At 66.5% G+C, this 13,239-nt stretch carries 13 protein-coding genes; 6 read left to right on the forward strand and 7 right to left on the reverse strand.

What is annotated here, in order from left to right:
• The first annotated feature begins 36 nt into the window (after positions 1-36).
• Positions 37-1,842: a DNA mismatch repair endonuclease MutL gene (gene mutL / locus OKW87_RS01735; RefSeq protein ID WP_265541770.1), complete on the forward strand. Its 1,806-nt coding sequence runs from the start codon at positions 37-39 to the stop codon at positions 1,840-1,842.
• Between the two features lie 6 nt (positions 1,843-1,848).
• Here mutL and OKW87_RS01740 read toward each other — a convergent pair whose 3' ends face one another.
• The 6 genes from OKW87_RS01740 to OKW87_RS01765 form a co-directional block, all read right to left on the reverse strand.
• The gene (locus OKW87_RS01740) at positions 1,849-2,466 is read right to left on the reverse strand and encodes a CAP domain-containing protein (RefSeq protein ID WP_265541772.1); all 618 of its coding nucleotides are present in this window, start codon (positions 2,464-2,466) and stop codon (positions 1,849-1,851) included.
• 279 nt (positions 2,467-2,745) lie between these two features.
• Positions 2,746-3,357: a 50S ribosomal protein L9 gene (rplI, locus tag OKW87_RS01745; RefSeq protein WP_265541774.1), complete on the reverse strand. Its 612-nt coding sequence runs from the start codon at positions 3,355-3,357 to the stop codon at positions 2,746-2,748.
• Between the two features lie 11 nt (positions 3,358-3,368).
• Positions 3,369-3,593, reverse strand: coding sequence for a 30S ribosomal protein S18 (rpsR, locus tag OKW87_RS01750; protein WP_010543816.1), 225 nt, complete (start codon positions 3,591-3,593; stop codon positions 3,369-3,371).
• Positions 3,594-3,607: 14 nt separating this feature from the next.
• Positions 3,608-4,000 carry a 30S ribosomal protein S6 gene (rpsF, locus tag OKW87_RS01755; RefSeq protein ID WP_265541810.1) on the reverse strand — a complete coding sequence of 131 codons (393 nt, stop codon included), beginning with the start codon at positions 3,998-4,000 and terminating at the stop codon, positions 3,608-3,610.
• Positions 4,001-4,179: 179 nt separating this feature from the next.
• The gene (locus tag OKW87_RS01760) at positions 4,180-4,506 is read right to left on the reverse strand and encodes a hypothetical protein (RefSeq protein WP_265541812.1); all 327 of its coding nucleotides are present in this window, start codon (positions 4,504-4,506) and stop codon (positions 4,180-4,182) included.
• A 13-nt stretch (positions 4,507-4,519) separates the two neighbouring features.
• On the reverse strand, positions 4,520-5,998 hold the full coding sequence (locus OKW87_RS01765; RefSeq protein ID WP_265541814.1) for a L,D-transpeptidase family protein: 1,479 nt from the start codon (positions 5,996-5,998) through the stop codon (positions 4,520-4,522).
• Between the two features lie 288 nt (positions 5,999-6,286).
• Here OKW87_RS01765 and OKW87_RS01770 point away from each other — a divergent pair, with 288 nt between their 5' ends.
• The 5 genes from OKW87_RS01770 to OKW87_RS01790 all read left to right on the forward strand — a co-directional run bounded on the left by OKW87_RS01770 (position 6,287) and on the right by OKW87_RS01790 (position 11,168).
• Positions 6,287-7,003 (forward strand): GDSL-type esterase/lipase family protein, encoded by a 717-nt coding sequence (locus tag OKW87_RS01770; protein ID WP_265541816.1) that lies wholly within the window; start codon positions 6,287-6,289, stop codon positions 7,001-7,003.
• Between the two features lie 112 nt (positions 7,004-7,115).
• The gene (locus OKW87_RS01775) at positions 7,116-7,553 is read left to right on the forward strand and encodes a cupin domain-containing protein (protein ID WP_265541818.1); all 438 of its coding nucleotides are present in this window, start codon (positions 7,116-7,118) and stop codon (positions 7,551-7,553) included.
• Positions 7,554-7,564: 11 nt separating this feature from the next.
• Positions 7,565-8,722, forward strand: coding sequence for a Gfo/Idh/MocA family protein (locus OKW87_RS01780; RefSeq protein ID WP_265541819.1), 1,158 nt, complete (start codon positions 7,565-7,567; stop codon positions 8,720-8,722).
• Positions 8,723-8,734: 12 nt separating this feature from the next.
• Positions 8,735-10,087: a Gfo/Idh/MocA family protein gene (locus OKW87_RS01785; RefSeq protein ID WP_265541820.1), complete on the forward strand. Its 1,353-nt coding sequence runs from the start codon at positions 8,735-8,737 to the stop codon at positions 10,085-10,087.
• Between the two features lie 58 nt (positions 10,088-10,145).
• Positions 10,146-11,168 (forward strand): oxidoreductase, encoded by a 1,023-nt coding sequence (locus tag OKW87_RS01790; RefSeq protein WP_265541822.1) that lies wholly within the window; start codon positions 10,146-10,148, stop codon positions 11,166-11,168.
• Here the strand turns inward: OKW87_RS01790 and OKW87_RS01795 are convergent.
• Complete coding sequence (locus tag OKW87_RS01795) at positions 11,165-13,210, reverse strand: NAD(+) synthase (protein WP_265541823.1); 2,046 nt, start codon at positions 13,208-13,210, stop codon at positions 11,165-11,167. The genes OKW87_RS01790 and OKW87_RS01795 overlap by 4 nt on opposite strands.
• Positions 13,211-13,239: the final 29 nt, after the last annotated feature.

A 13,239-nucleotide genomic window follows, 5' to 3' on the forward strand; every position in this document is an offset into this window, starting at 1 on the left:
TCGCGGGATGCCGCCGATTGGGCTACGGCGTCTGCCATGTCAATACGTCGTCTGCCCGAGCATCTTGTCAATCGAATTGCAGCCGGCGAGGTGGTCGAACGCCCTTCCAGCGCGCTGAAGGAACTGGTCGAAAACGCCGTCGATGCCGGCGCAACCCGCATCGCCATTCGACTCGCCGCAGGTGGGGCAGAGTTGATCGAAGTTATCGACGATGGCTGCGGGATGGCGCCGCCCGAAATGTCGCTCGCGCTGGAGCGTCATGCCACCTCGAAACTGCCCGACGACGCAATCGAGCAAGTCACCACGTTGGGTTTTCGCGGCGAAGCGTTGCCGTCGATCGCAAGCGTCGCGCGGCTGACGATCGAGAGCCGGGTGCGGGGCGCGGAAGGCTGGGCGCTGACCGTCGACAATGGCGAGCGCGTGGCGGACGGGCCCGCAGCCTTGCCGCCGGGCACGCGGGTTCGCGTCGAGCAATTGTTCGCGCGGGTGCCCGCGCGGCGCAAGTTCCTCCGCTCGACACGCGCCGAATATGCCGCCTGCCTGGACGTGGTGAAGCGGCTTGCGATGGCCCGGTCCGACACCGCCTTCTCGGTCGAGCATGACGGGCGCCGCGTGCTCTCGGTCCAAGGGGGCGAAACGCGGCCCGAGCGGGTCGCAGCGCTGACCGACCGTGCGCTGCATGAAAACAGCGTCGCGATCGACTTCGAGCGCGAGGGACTGCTCCTTGGCGGCGTCGCCAGCCTGCCGACCTTCAACCGCGGCGTGGCCGATCACCAATATCTGTTCGTGAACGGTCGGCCGGTGAAGGATAGGCTCTTGGTCGGCGCGGTGCGCGGCGCTTATGCCGAGATGCTCGCGCGCGACCGGCACCCGGTGGTGGCGCTGTTTCTCGAAGTGCCGACCGATGCGGTGGATGTGAACGTGCATCCGGCAAAGACCGAGGTGCGCTTTCGCGATCCCGCCCTGGCGCGGGGGTTGATCGTGAGCGGGCTGCGGCGCGCGCTGGACGAGGCGGGGCATCGCGCGGTGCAGCGGCCGAGCGCGGCTGCGTTGGGAATGTGGACAAGCGACCTTGATCGTCATCCCGGCGAAGGCCGGGATCCAGAGTCACAAGCGATGGCGTCCCTGGCTCTGGATCCCGGCTTCCGCCGGGATGACGGACGTGATTCAGGGGGCGTCCACGATCGCCGCGCATCCTTCTTCGCCCCGCCTCCACAGGCGCGCGCCGAAGCGGCCATCCACGCCGTCCCCGCCGGCACCGACTTTCCCCTCGGCGTCGCCCGCGGCCAAGTCGCGAAAACCTATATCGTTGCGGAGGCCGAGGACGGGCTGGTACTCGTCGACCAGCACGCCGCACACGAACGGCTCGTCCTCGAGCGCATGCGCCGCGGCGTGCAGGGGAGCGGCGTGCCGAGCCAGGCGTTGCTGCTCCCCGAAGTCGTCGAGCTAGACGAGCCCGGCTGCGACCGGCTCGAGGCGCGCGCCGACGAACTGGGCCAGTTCGGGCTGGAGCTCGAGCGTTTCGGACCGCGGGCGATGCTCGTCCGCGCGATGCCGGCGGCGCTGGGACAGGGGGATGTGCACGGCCTCGTCACCGATCTCGCCGACGAACTCGGTAGCTTCGACGAGGCGCTGAGCCTGAAGGAGCGGCTGGATCATGTCGCCTCGACGATGGCCTGCCACGGCTCGGTGCGCGCGGGGCGAATCCTCTCGGTCGCGGAGATGAACGCGCTGCTGCGCGAGATGGAAGTCACCCCGCATTCGGGCCAGTGCAACCATGGCCGCCCGACTTGGGTGAAGCTCGCGCACGGCGATATCGAGAAACTGTTCGGGCGGAAATAAACCGGGTCAGCGCGCCGGGCTATAATGTCCGGTCGCTGTGCGCGCGAACTCGGCCACGCACATGGTGCGATACACTTTGTGCGGTCCGCATTTCACGCCGACGAAGCGCATCTCGTCGGCATAGACGGTGCGGCGATGCCCGCGCGTCGGCACGCCGTCGTCGATGATCAGCTGGCGCACCACCTCGACCGCGCTGGGCGGACCGTAGGTAATCGTCTCCGCCACATAGATGCCGCCGCCGCGTCGCCGGACTCGGTCGCGCGGATTGGATCCGTCGCTTGCGATATGGCCGGTGGCGCCGCGCGGGCCCTGCTCGACGACATGGTCGTCGGCTGCGCGCGCCAGCAGCGGGGCGGGGGAAAGCGCTCCGACCGGCACCTGTTTCTCCAGGAAGGCGATCGCTTCGTCCACGGCGCGCGTGCCTTCCTGGGTACGCAGCCCCTCGGGCCTGCCGGGATAGTGGACGATCTTGCCACGAAAATAGCCGCGATAGGCGCGAAGCCGCTCGGCGTAGGCGCGCGGCTGCTGGCGCGCGAAGTTGAGCTCCGCGACGATATCGCGTTCGAGCGCCGGGTGGGGGAGCGAGGCCAGAGCGATCAACGGCGCGGCGAGAGCGATGAACATATCGGCTTCTTGTCTGCCCGGAAGGTGAACGCAATCCGAACAAGCGATTCAGATCCGTGCAACCTTCTTGGACGCGGCCCGTTTCGGGCTTGAGTGTCAACTTCCAGGTCGGGGTCCGGTGATGAGCAAGCTTTTTCCAGTGATCTGTGCGCTGATCCCGCTGGCCGCCGTGATCGGCGCCTGCATCACCTGCCCCTGATCAACGCATAATCGAGCACATGGCAAAAGGGCCGCCCCGGAAAACCGGGACGGCCCTTTGCTTTTGTCGAAGCGTCAGCTTCAGGCGTCGTCGCCCTCGGCACTCGTGCCTTCGCCAGCATCGTCGCGGGCTTCGGCAGTGGCGCCCGGCTCGGCATTGGGATCGTAGTCCTCGACGAAGCCGGCCTCGTCCTTCTCGAACATCGTCGCCATGACGTCGACGCCCTGCGACTGCATCTCGGCCTCTTCGGGCGAGCGAGCCACATTGACCTTGACGGGCACCGAAACCTCGGGATGCAGCGCGACGTTGACGTCATAGACGCCGATCGCCTTGATCGGCTTGTTCAGCACGATCTGCGACTTGTTGACCTTGTGGCCGTCGGCCACCAGCGCATCGACCAGATCGCGAACCGCGACCGAACCGTAGAGCTGGCCGGTGTTCGACGCCTGACGGATCAGGGTAACCGAAACGCCCTCGAGCGTCTTGGCTTCCTGCTCCGCTTCGCCGCGGCGGTTGGCGTTCTCCGAGACGATCCGCTCGCGGTTCGCTTCGAAGACCTTGCGGTTGGCGGCGTTCGAACGAAGCGCCTTCTTGTTGGGCAGCAGGAAGTTACGGGCGAACCCGTCCTTCACCGTGACCACGTCGCCGATGGCGCCGAGCTTTTCGACGCGCTCAAGCAGAATGACTTCCATGCGTCTGCTCCTTACTTAACGATGTAGGGCAGCAGGCCCAGATGGCGGGCGCGCTTGATGGCCTGGGCCAGCTCGCGCTGCTTCTTCGCGCTCACCGAGGTGATGCGCGAGGGGACGATCTTGCCGCGCTCGGACACGAAGCCCTGGAGCAGACGGACATCCTTATAGTCGATCCGGGGAGCATCCTTCGCGGAGAAGGGGCAGCTCTTGCGACGGCGGAAAAATGGGCGTGCCATGGTCTATATCTTCCTTATTCGCCGTTGCCGCCGAAGCCGCCGGCATCGTCGCGATCACGACGGCCGCGGCCGCGCTCGCGGTCCTGACCCTTGCGCATCATCACGGTCGGACCTTCTTCCAGCCCATCGACCTTGACGGTCATGTAGCGGATGACGTCTTCGTTGATCTGCGTCTGGCGCTCGAGCTCGGCGACGACGCCCGAGGGGGCATCGATTTCGAGCATCACATAATGCGCCTTGCGGTTCTTCGCGATGCGATAGGCGAGGCTGCGGAGACCCCAGCTCTCGGTCTTGACGACCTTGCCCTTGTTATCGGTGATGATCTTGGTGGCGGCTTCCGCCAGTGCGTCCACTTGCGCCTGTGCCAGATCCTGGCGCGCAAGGAACACATGCTCGTATAGAGCCATGTGGTCTTCTCTCTCTTGGCCGATCGCTGACGTGCGCACCATGCGCAACGCCCCTCCGGCTGTCGTCTTCGAATGCAACGGCGGCGGAAAGCAGAAGCTCCCGCCGCCGAAGCGCTGGGCCTTGCGTCAGAATGGCCGGAATTGCAAGCCGATACTCGCCCACCGTCCCGGTCGATAGCTTATTGCGCAGGCTGGGCTGTCTCGTTGCCGCCTTCGTCGCGCGAGACGCGGGCGGTCATGCCGGTGGCATCCGCGTCGACCTGGGTCTGCTCGTCGGGGCTGAGGGTGACCGGGGGCGCGACCTCGGTGCTGGCGCTATTGTCGACGCGCGTGGCGGCAGGTGCCTCGACCATCACGTTCGCCACATTCTCCGGCTCGACGAGAGTCAGGTTGGCGGCATTGGCCTCGACATCCTCCTGATCGGCTTCGCTCGATCCCGAGCAGGCTGCAAGTGCCAGCGCGGAAGCGGCGGCGACGGTCAGCAGGGAGATGCGCTTGATGTTCATGTGCGTTCCTTCTTCAGCGTGCGGCGACGGCAGTGAGAGCCGAGCGCTTTTCGATCTTGGCGGCGAGTGTCTTGTCCCAGCCATAGGGGTCGGCGCGGAAGCTCATCTCGCCGTTCGCGCTGGCAAAGGCGGTCCAATAGAGCAGATAGACCTGAACCTGATCCTGCGGCTGGAGCGAGACGCGCAGCGTCTTGCCCTTGGCGAGTGCGGTGTCGATCTGCTCGGGCTGCCAGGCGGGATCGTTGCGCAATAGCAGGCGCGCCAGCGGGCCGGGTTTCTCAAACCGCACGCAGCCATGGCTGGCGAGCCGGCTGAAGCTGGCGAAGGTCGATTGCGACGGCGTATCGTGCAGATAGACCGCATAAGGATTGTCGAAATCGAACTTGTAGAGGCCGAGCGCGCTCTTGGGGCCGGGCTGCTGCTGGAGGCGGCGACCGGGTCCGGTGCCGATGATCTTGTAGCCCTGGCGTGCGAGGGCGGCGGCGCCCTTCGGCCATAATTCCTTGGTGGCGATGCTGGTCGGCACGTTCCACGGCGGATTGAGCACTACCGAATGAATCCGCGACTGGAGCATCGGCGTCTCGTTCCCTGGACGGCCGGTGACCGCCTTCATCGAGGCGATCGGCGCATCGCCTTCGAAAACGGTGAGCACCGCCGCGGCGATATTGACCTGGATCCGCTTGGCGGGAAGCTCGGCGGGCAGCCAGCGCCAGCGCTCCATGTTCGCCATGATCTGGCGGACGCGATCGGCGGCGGGAACGTTGAGCGCCGCAAGCGTTCCGGTCGAAACCAGACCGGTGGGGTTGAGGCCATAACGCCGCTGGGCGCGGACCACGGCTTCCTTGAGTTCCGCGTCGAATTTGCTGCCCGTTGCGACTACGTCGCGATCCTCGACCGCAAGTCTCTGCCGGAGCGCGAGCACGCGCGCTCCGCTGGCGCCGACGCCCATGTCCGGGCCCGCCGGTATCGCTTTCCAGCCGCCCGCGGTTTCGATCGCGCGATAGGCGACCAGGCCTTTTTGCAAGGCATCATAGCCCGAATAAGGCGGCGGTAGCGAGCGGATCCAGGCGGCGACGCGGTCGCGCTTCACCGCGTCCGCGAAAGCGGGGAGGGGGTCATAGGCCATCGGCCGCAGACCCCAGTCCGCCTGGAAGTCGCTGCTGTCGAGCCGTCCCGAATGCACCGCCCGCGCATAATCGAGCGCGGCGCGGACGATCGCGTCATTGTCCTGCGGACGCGGCGCGGCGGTGGCGCCGTGACGAAGTCCCTGTGCAAAGCCGGATTCGGCGATCAGCTGCGAAAGCTGTGCGGCCTGCGCGGGGTTCAACACCGGCAGCGCGACGGACTGGATCGGTTGCACCATCGGCGCGGCCTGCGGCGTCGTCGAGGGGGGCGCCTGCTGTGCGAGACCCGGCGCGCTCAGCACACCCGCGATCGTCGCCAGGGCGGTGCTCCACCCGATGGTTCGGCCCTTAGTCGCTCGCGAAATCACAATCGGCACTCCTGCGCGCGCACCGATTGGCTCCGGCGGCGCTGAATCGGCTCCTCATAGGCCAAGTCGGCAGACTAGTGCGAGCAGGGAATGGCCCGCGGACGGGTGAAAGCTGTCCGCGGGCCGAATTGGTGCGCGCTACGCCGTGCAACACGAGCCGTGAGTCCGCGCGCAACCGGGCTCGTTTCGGTAAACGGTCGCGCGCGGTGAAGCTTGCCGATTTTCTGGCGGGGCTTAAGCTTATCGGAAAGCGCGGGAGCAACGTCCACGCGCCGGCAGGAGAGCATGATGATCGTACGTCGCGGATTTCTGGCCGGCGCGCTGGCGCTCCCGATCGTGGCGCAGGCGCAGACCCGCGAAAGCTGGGAGGAAGCGCATCAGCGCCAGCTCAAGGAGGACTGGCCCTGGCTCGGCCGCTATGCCGAGGAGAACAGGGCGCTGCTGGCGTCGGGGGCCAAGACCAACATCGTCTTCATGGGCGATTCGATCACCCAGGGCTGGCGCGAGAAGCGTCCCGATTTCTTCCGCGCCGGACGCGTCTGTCGCGGGATCAGCGGGCAGACCACGCCGCAGATGGTGCTGCGTATGATGGCCGACGTGATCGCGCTGAAGCCGCGCTACCTCCACATCATGGCGGCCACCAACGATATCGCCGGCAATACCGGCAAGATGACGCTGGCGCAGACCTTCGACAATTTCCGGATGATGACCGAACTGGCGCAGGCCAACCGCATCCAGGTGCTGATTGCCTCGGTTCCGCCTGCGGACCAGTTTCCCTGGCGGCCTGGGCTCGAGACGGTGAAGCCGATCCGCGCCATCAACGCCTGGCTCAAACCCTATGCGGCGAAGGCGGGCGCGACCTGGATCGATTATTGGCCGGTCCTCGCCGATGCCAAGGGCGCGATGCAGCCCGGCATGGCCTCCGACGGGGTCCATCCGACGGGCGAGGGCTATGATCGGATGGCGACCGTGATCGAGCCGCTCCTGCGGACGCGCAAGATCTGAACCGATCATGCCGACCTGGGCAATATTCTCAGACAATTGGGGTTCACAGCTTCGACTTAGGAGCTAGACTGGCCCTCGCTGCGGCGCAGACCGCTGAATGAGGAGAGTGGAAATGGGTATCACTGGCCGTGATCTGGCGGTGGCGATGGGGGCGATGCTCTGCACCGCCGCGGTGGCGCAGACCCAGCCGGCCCGGCTGGGCCCGGCAGTGTTCGACTGGAGCCGGATGGAGGTCAAGAAGACCGATGTCGGCGCAATCCGCGACCTGGTCCGCCAGCCGACCGCCACGCTCGACGAACTCGAGATGCACATCACCACGCTCAATCCGGGCCTCAGCTCGCACCCGCCGCACACCCATCCCAACGAGGAGCTGGTGATCATCCGCGACGGCACCGTCGAGGTCTATAATGACGGCGTGTGGAAGCGGCTGGGGCCGGGATCGGTGATCTTCAATGCGTCGAACTCTCCGCATGCGCTGCGCAATGTGGGCGACACGCCGGCCACCTATCACGTCATAAACTGGAAGACGCCGGCAACGCCCGCGAAGTGAGGAGTAGGGATATGGATCGTCGCTCGATGCTGACGGGGGCCGGGGTGGCCGGGGTTGCCGCCGCATTACCCGTCGAGTTGCTCGCCCAATCGCAGACGCAGGGCAATGCGGTGTCGGCCGAAAGCGCGCCGGCGGGCCCCGAGCCGACCGCGAAGCACAAGATCCGCTTCGGGGTCATCGGGCTCGATCATTCGCACATCTATGGCATGACCGACGCGATGATCCGCGGCGGCGGGACGCCGGTTTCTTTCTTCGCCACCGATCCCAAGCTTATCGAAACCTTCCAGCGGCGCTACGGCAATGGCGTCAAGCTGGCGCGCAGCGAGGGGGAGATCCTCGACGACAAGTCGATCCAGCTGATCGTCGCCGCGCCGATCCCCGATCTGCGCGCGCCGCTCGGCATCCGGGCGATGCGCGCGGGCAAGGATTATCTGGGCGACAAGCCGGCGATCACGTCGCTCGCGCAGCTCGCCGACGTGCGGCGCGCGGTGAAGGAAACCGGGCGCAAGTTCGCGGTGATGTATTCCGAACGGCTCGAAGTGCGCTCGGCGGTCTATGCCGGCGAGCTCGTCGCGCAGGGCGCGATCGGCAAGGTGATCCAGACGGTCAACCTCGCCCCGCACCGCACCAGCGCGCCGAGCCGGCCCGACTGGTTCTGGGACAAGGCGCGCTATGGCGGCATCCTCACCGACATCGGCAGCCATCAGGCCGACCAGTTCCTGTTCTACACGCGATCGACCAGCGCCCATGTCGTCGCCGCGCAGACTGGCAATTTCCACTGGCCGGACAAGCCGAAGTTCGAGGATTTCGGCGACATGATCGTCACCGGCAACGGCGGGACGGGTTATATCCGGGTCGACTGGTTCACCCCCGATGGCCTGCCGACCTGGGGCGACGGGCGGCTGTTCCTGGTGGGGACCGAGGGCACGATCGAGCTGCGCAAATATGTCGACGTCGCCGGGCGGCCGGGCGGCAATCACCTGTTCCTGACCGACAAGAAAGGCGTGCGGTACATCGATTGCTCGAAGGTACACCTGCCGTTCGGGCCGCAATTCGTGACCGACGTGGTCGAGCGCAGTTCGATCGCGCAAGACCAGGCGCAGGCACTGCTCGCCGCCGAGCTGGTGCTCACCGCGCAAAAGAACGCCACGCGGCCGATCACGGCCTGAGGGAGAGACTGGATGCAACTCAGCAGACGCGGACTGATCAAGAGCGGGGCCATCATCGCGGCGCCGACCATCGTGCCTTCCACCGTATTCGGGCAGAATGCGCCCTCGAACCGGATCGTCGTGGGTGCGATCGGCGTCGGGCGTATCTCGCGCGGGCACGACATGAAGGAAGTGCACCGTCACGCCGACGCGCAGATCGTCGCGGTGTGCGATGTCGATACGGTGCGGCTCGGAGCGGGCAAGGAACTGGTCGACGCGCGCTACGCGGCGAGCACGGGCAAGCCTTATTCGGGCACGCGCATGTATCACGACTATCGCGAGTTGCTGGCCAACAAGGAGATCGACGCAGTCATTATCGCCACGCCCGATCACCAGCATGCGCCCCAGGCGGTGCATGCGGTGCGCGCCGGCAAGGCGGTCTATCTCCAGAAGCCCGCCGCGCTAACGATCGCCGAGGGGCGCGCGCTGGCGGATGCCGTGAAGGCGACCGGCCAGGTGCTGCAGATCGGATCGCAGCAGCGCGGGCAGGAGCCCTGGCCGCAATTCCACCGCGCCTGCGAATTGGTGCGCAACGGCCGGATCGGCACGCTCAAGCATGTCGAGGTGGGCCTACCCGGCGATCCCGCGGGCCCCGAGGCGCCGGCGATGCCGATCCCGCGCAATCTCGACTACGACGCCTGGCTCGGCACCACCCCCGAAGTCTATTATACCGAGACGCGGGTGCATCCGCAGGATTCGTTCGAGGGGCGCCCGGGCTGGCTGCGGATGGAGCAGTTCGGCGCCGGCATGATCACCGGCTGGGGATCGCATCACATCGACACCGCCCATTGGGGCATGGGCATGGAGCATAGCGGCCCGGTCGAAGTGTGGGGCACCGCCGAATTCCCCAGGAGCGGATTGTGGGACGTCCATGGCGCGTTCGAGACGAATGCCCGCTATGCCAATGGCGTGACGATGAAGGTGTCCGGCGCGCTACCCAATGGCGTCAAATTCATCGGCGACAAGGGCTGGATCTTCGTGACCCGCAGCGGCTCGGTGACGCCCTCCGATCCGACCAGCGCCAAGGTCGATCCGCTTGTCGCGAGCGATCCGAAGATCTTGACCAGCGTGATCGGGCCGAACGAGGTCCAGCTGCTCAAGGTGCCCGAGCAGCATCGCAACTGGCTGGATGCGATCAAGACCGGTGCGCCGCTGAGTGCGCCGGCCGAAGTGGGGCATCGCGCTTGCTCGACCTGCCTGGTCCACTGGATCGCGATGAAGACCGGACGGCGGCTGAAATGGGACCCGAAGGCCGAGCGCTTTATCGGCGACGACGCGGCGAATGCGATGCTCAGCCGACCACAGCGCGCGAAATATGCGATTTGATGCGGTCGCGGGTCGCGCCTAGAGCGGCTCGCGACTGTTCGCATCGGGAATGCCTGCCATGATCCGCACCGGCGTTATCGGCTACGGCCTGGGCGGCATGGCGTTCCACGCGCCGCTGATCGAGGCAGTGCCCGAGCTCGAGCTTGCCGCCATCGCTACGTCGCGAGCCGATGCGGTGCGCGAACGCTATCCCGCCGCGCAGGTGACCGACGCTGCCGCGCTGATCGCCGATCCGAACATCCGCCTGGTCGCGATCTCGACGCCGAACGACAGTCACTTCCCGCTGGCGAAGGCGGCGCTGGAGGCAGGCAAGCATGTCGTGATCGACAAGCCTTTCACCAACAGCGTCGCCGAGGGGGAGGCGCTCGCAGCGCTGGCCGACGCGCGCGGGCTCATCCTGGCCGCCTTTCACAATCGCCGCTGGGACGGCGATTTCCTGACGGTGCGCAAGCTGATCGCGAGCGATCGGATCGGCGAGGTGACGCTCGCCGAGCTGCGCTGGGATCGCTATCGGCCCGAAGTGACGACGGCCTGGCGCGACACGCCCGGGGTGGGGGCGGGGATGCTCGCCGATCTTGGCCCGCATCTGATCGATCAGGCGCTCGTGCTGTTCGGCGCGCCCGAGGCGGTGAGTGCCGATATCGCCGTCCAGCGCGCGGGCGCTCGCACCGACGACTATTTCGAGCTGACCTTGCACTATGGCGTCCGCCGCGTGCTCCTTTCCGCCAGCCGCTTGATCGCCAGCCCGCGCCCGCGCTTCGCGCTGCACGGGCGGCTCGGCGGCTTCGTCAAATATGGGCTCGATCCGCAGGAGCCGATGATGAAGGCCGGGGGGAGTGCGAACGATCCGGGGTTTGGGGTAGAGGACCCGGCAAACCACGGCACGCTCGTGCTGGCCGATGGCACGCGCGAGACCGTGATGAGCGAGCGCGGCGACTATCGGCTTTTCTATTCGGGCATGGCGCAAGCGATTACGGAAGGCGGCGCTCCGCCGGTTTCGGCAGGCGACGCGATCCTGGGCCTCCGGCTGATGGAATTGGCGCGGCGCAGCTCCGACGAAGGGCGGCGGATCGCGCTTTAGGGCAAGGCCGCGCGCAGTTCCTCGAGCCATACCGTCGCCACGCTGTCCGACGGCGCGCGCCAATCGCCCCGCGGGCTGAGCGCTCCGCCCGCCGAGACCTTGGGTCCATTGGGCATCGCCGAGCGCTTGAACTGGCTGGTTTGGAAGAAGCGGAACAGGAATTCCTCAAGCCACTTCGCGATCGTCGGCAGGTCATATGCGTTGCGGCCGTCCACCGGAAAGTCGATCGGCCACAGCCCGGACTCGCGATCGTGCCAGGCATGCCAGGCCAGGAAGGCGACCTTGGAAGGGCGCAGGCCGTGGCGAACGATGTAATGGAGGAAGAAGTCGTGGAGCTCGTACGGGCCGATCCGGTCCTGCGTGCTCTGGATATTGCCCTCGGCATCCGGGGGCACCAGTTCGGGTGAAATCTCGGTGTTCAGAATCTTCTCGACGGCGGCGGCCGCATCGCCGAGCTGGCCGCCATCCAAGGTCCAGCGGATAAGATACTGAATCAGCGTCTTGGGAACGCCCGCATTGACGCCGTAATGGCTCATCTGGTCGCCCACGCCATAGGTGCACCAGCCGAGCGCCAGTTCCGACAGATCGCCGGTGCCGACGACGAAGCCGTGGCGCTGGTTGGCGAGGCGGAAGAGATAGTCGGTGCGCAGGCCGGCCTGGACGTTCTCGAACGTGACGTCGTGCACCGGCTCGCCCTTGGCGAAGGGATGACCGAGATCGGCGAGCATCTGGCGTGCGCTCGGCCGGATATCGATCTCCTCGGCGCTGATCTCCAAACCGCGCATCAGGTCCCAGGCATTCGCCTTCGTCTCCTCGCCCGTGGCGAAACCCGGCATCGTGAAACCTAGAATGTCACTGCGCGGGCGGCCGAGCCGGTCCATCGCCTTGCACGCGACGATCAGCGCGTGAGTGGAATCGAGCCCGCCGGAAATGCCGAGAACGAGATGCTTGGCGCCGGTCGATTCGAGCCGCTTGCGCAGCCCTTCCACCTGGATGTTGAACGCCTCGTAGCAGTCTGCCTCGAGCTTCTCGGGCGTGTTGGGGACGAAGGGGAAGCGGCGCAGCGGGCGCATAAGCCCGCGATCGGCCATGTCGGGCTGGTGCGCGAAGGCGATACGGCGGAAGCGCGTCTCGGGGTGGTTCGCGTAGCGCGTGCTGTCGTTAAAGGTCCCGTTGCGGATCCGCTCGAGCCGCAGCCGTTCGAGGTCGATATCGGCGCACACCACTTCGGTGGTAAGCTCGAACCGTTCCGAGCGGGCGAGCAGTTCGCCATATTCGTAGATCAGCCCTTCGCCATCCCAGGCGAGATCGGTGGTACTCTCGCCCGGGCCGGACGCCGAATAAAGGTAGGCCGAGAGCGTGCGGGCGGATTGCGAGGCGCAGAGCAGTTCGCGCTCGCGGCCCTTGCCGATGACGATGTTCGATGCCGAAAGGTTGCAGAGCACCAGCGCGCCGGCGAGCGCGCCATCGGTGGAGGGCGGGGTGGGCGCCCAATAATCCTCGCAAATCTCGACGTGAAAGACGAAATCCTCGAGATCCGACGCGGCGAAGATCAAATCGGGGCCGAAGGGCACGCTTTGGCCGGCGAGATCAATGCTGAGCCCGTTCAGGCCCATGCCCGAGGCGAACCAGCGCTTCTCATAATATTCGCGATAGTTGGGCAGGAACTGCTTGGGCACGACGCCGAGGATGCGCCCGCGGGCAATGACGACCGCGCAATTGTAGAGCCGCCCGTTGCGGCGCAGCGCCGCGCCGACAAGCAGCACCGGGCTTAGCGTCTCGCTGGCCGCGAGGATCGCGGCGATCCCCGCCTCGGTCGCGTCGAGGATCGCGTCCTGGAGGTGCAGGTCGTCGATCGAATAGGTCGTGACGTTGAGCTCGGGGAAAACGAGAATGTCCGCGCCCTCGGCATGGCCCTGCTTCGCAAGATCGATCGTCGAGCGGGCATTTGCGCCGGGATCGCCGACGACGACGTGCGGCGTGCAGACGCCCGCACGGATCATCCCCTGGCGGTGGAGCGAGAAAAAGGGATGCTGGGCCATAAGCGCGTCCTAGTCGCGCGCGCGATGGG

This window comes from Sphingomonas sp. M1-B02, assembly GCF_026167525.1.
GTDB lineage: Bacteria > Pseudomonadota > Alphaproteobacteria > Sphingomonadales > Sphingomonadaceae > Sphingomonas.

Excerpts from the sequence above, each read along its gene's own strand:
- mutL (WP_265541770.1), top strand. The coding sequence starts at position 37 with ATGTCAATACGTCGTCTGCCCGAGCATCTTGTCAATCGAATTGCAGCC.
- OKW87_RS01740 (WP_265541772.1), bottom strand. The coding sequence starts at position 2,466 with ATGTTCATCGCTCTCGCCGCGCCGTTGATCGCTCTGGCCTCGCTCCCC.
- rplI (WP_265541774.1), bottom strand. The coding sequence starts at position 3,357 with ATGGAAGTCATTCTGCTTGAGCGCGTCGAAAAGCTCGGCGCCATCGGC.
- rpsR (WP_010543816.1), bottom strand. The coding sequence starts at position 3,593 with ATGGCACGCCCATTTTTCCGCCGTCGCAAGAGCTGCCCCTTCTCCGCG.
- rpsF (WP_265541810.1), bottom strand. The coding sequence starts at position 4,000 with ATGGCTCTATACGAGCATGTGTTCCTTGCGCGCCAGGATCTGGCACAG.
- OKW87_RS01760 (WP_265541812.1), bottom strand. The coding sequence starts at position 4,506 with ATGAACATCAAGCGCATCTCCCTGCTGACCGTCGCCGCCGCTTCCGCG.
- OKW87_RS01770 (WP_265541816.1), top strand. The coding sequence starts at position 6,287 with ATGATCGTACGTCGCGGATTTCTGGCCGGCGCGCTGGCGCTCCCGATC.
- OKW87_RS01775 (WP_265541818.1), top strand. The coding sequence starts at position 7,116 with ATGGGTATCACTGGCCGTGATCTGGCGGTGGCGATGGGGGCGATGCTC.
- OKW87_RS01780 (WP_265541819.1), top strand. The coding sequence starts at position 7,565 with ATGGATCGTCGCTCGATGCTGACGGGGGCCGGGGTGGCCGGGGTTGCC.
- OKW87_RS01785 (WP_265541820.1), top strand. The coding sequence starts at position 8,735 with ATGCAACTCAGCAGACGCGGACTGATCAAGAGCGGGGCCATCATCGCG.
- OKW87_RS01790 (WP_265541822.1), top strand. The coding sequence starts at position 10,146 with ATGATCCGCACCGGCGTTATCGGCTACGGCCTGGGCGGCATGGCGTTC.
- OKW87_RS01795 (WP_265541823.1), bottom strand. The coding sequence starts at position 13,210 with ATGGCCCAGCATCCCTTTTTCTCGCTCCACCGCCAGGGGATGATCCGT.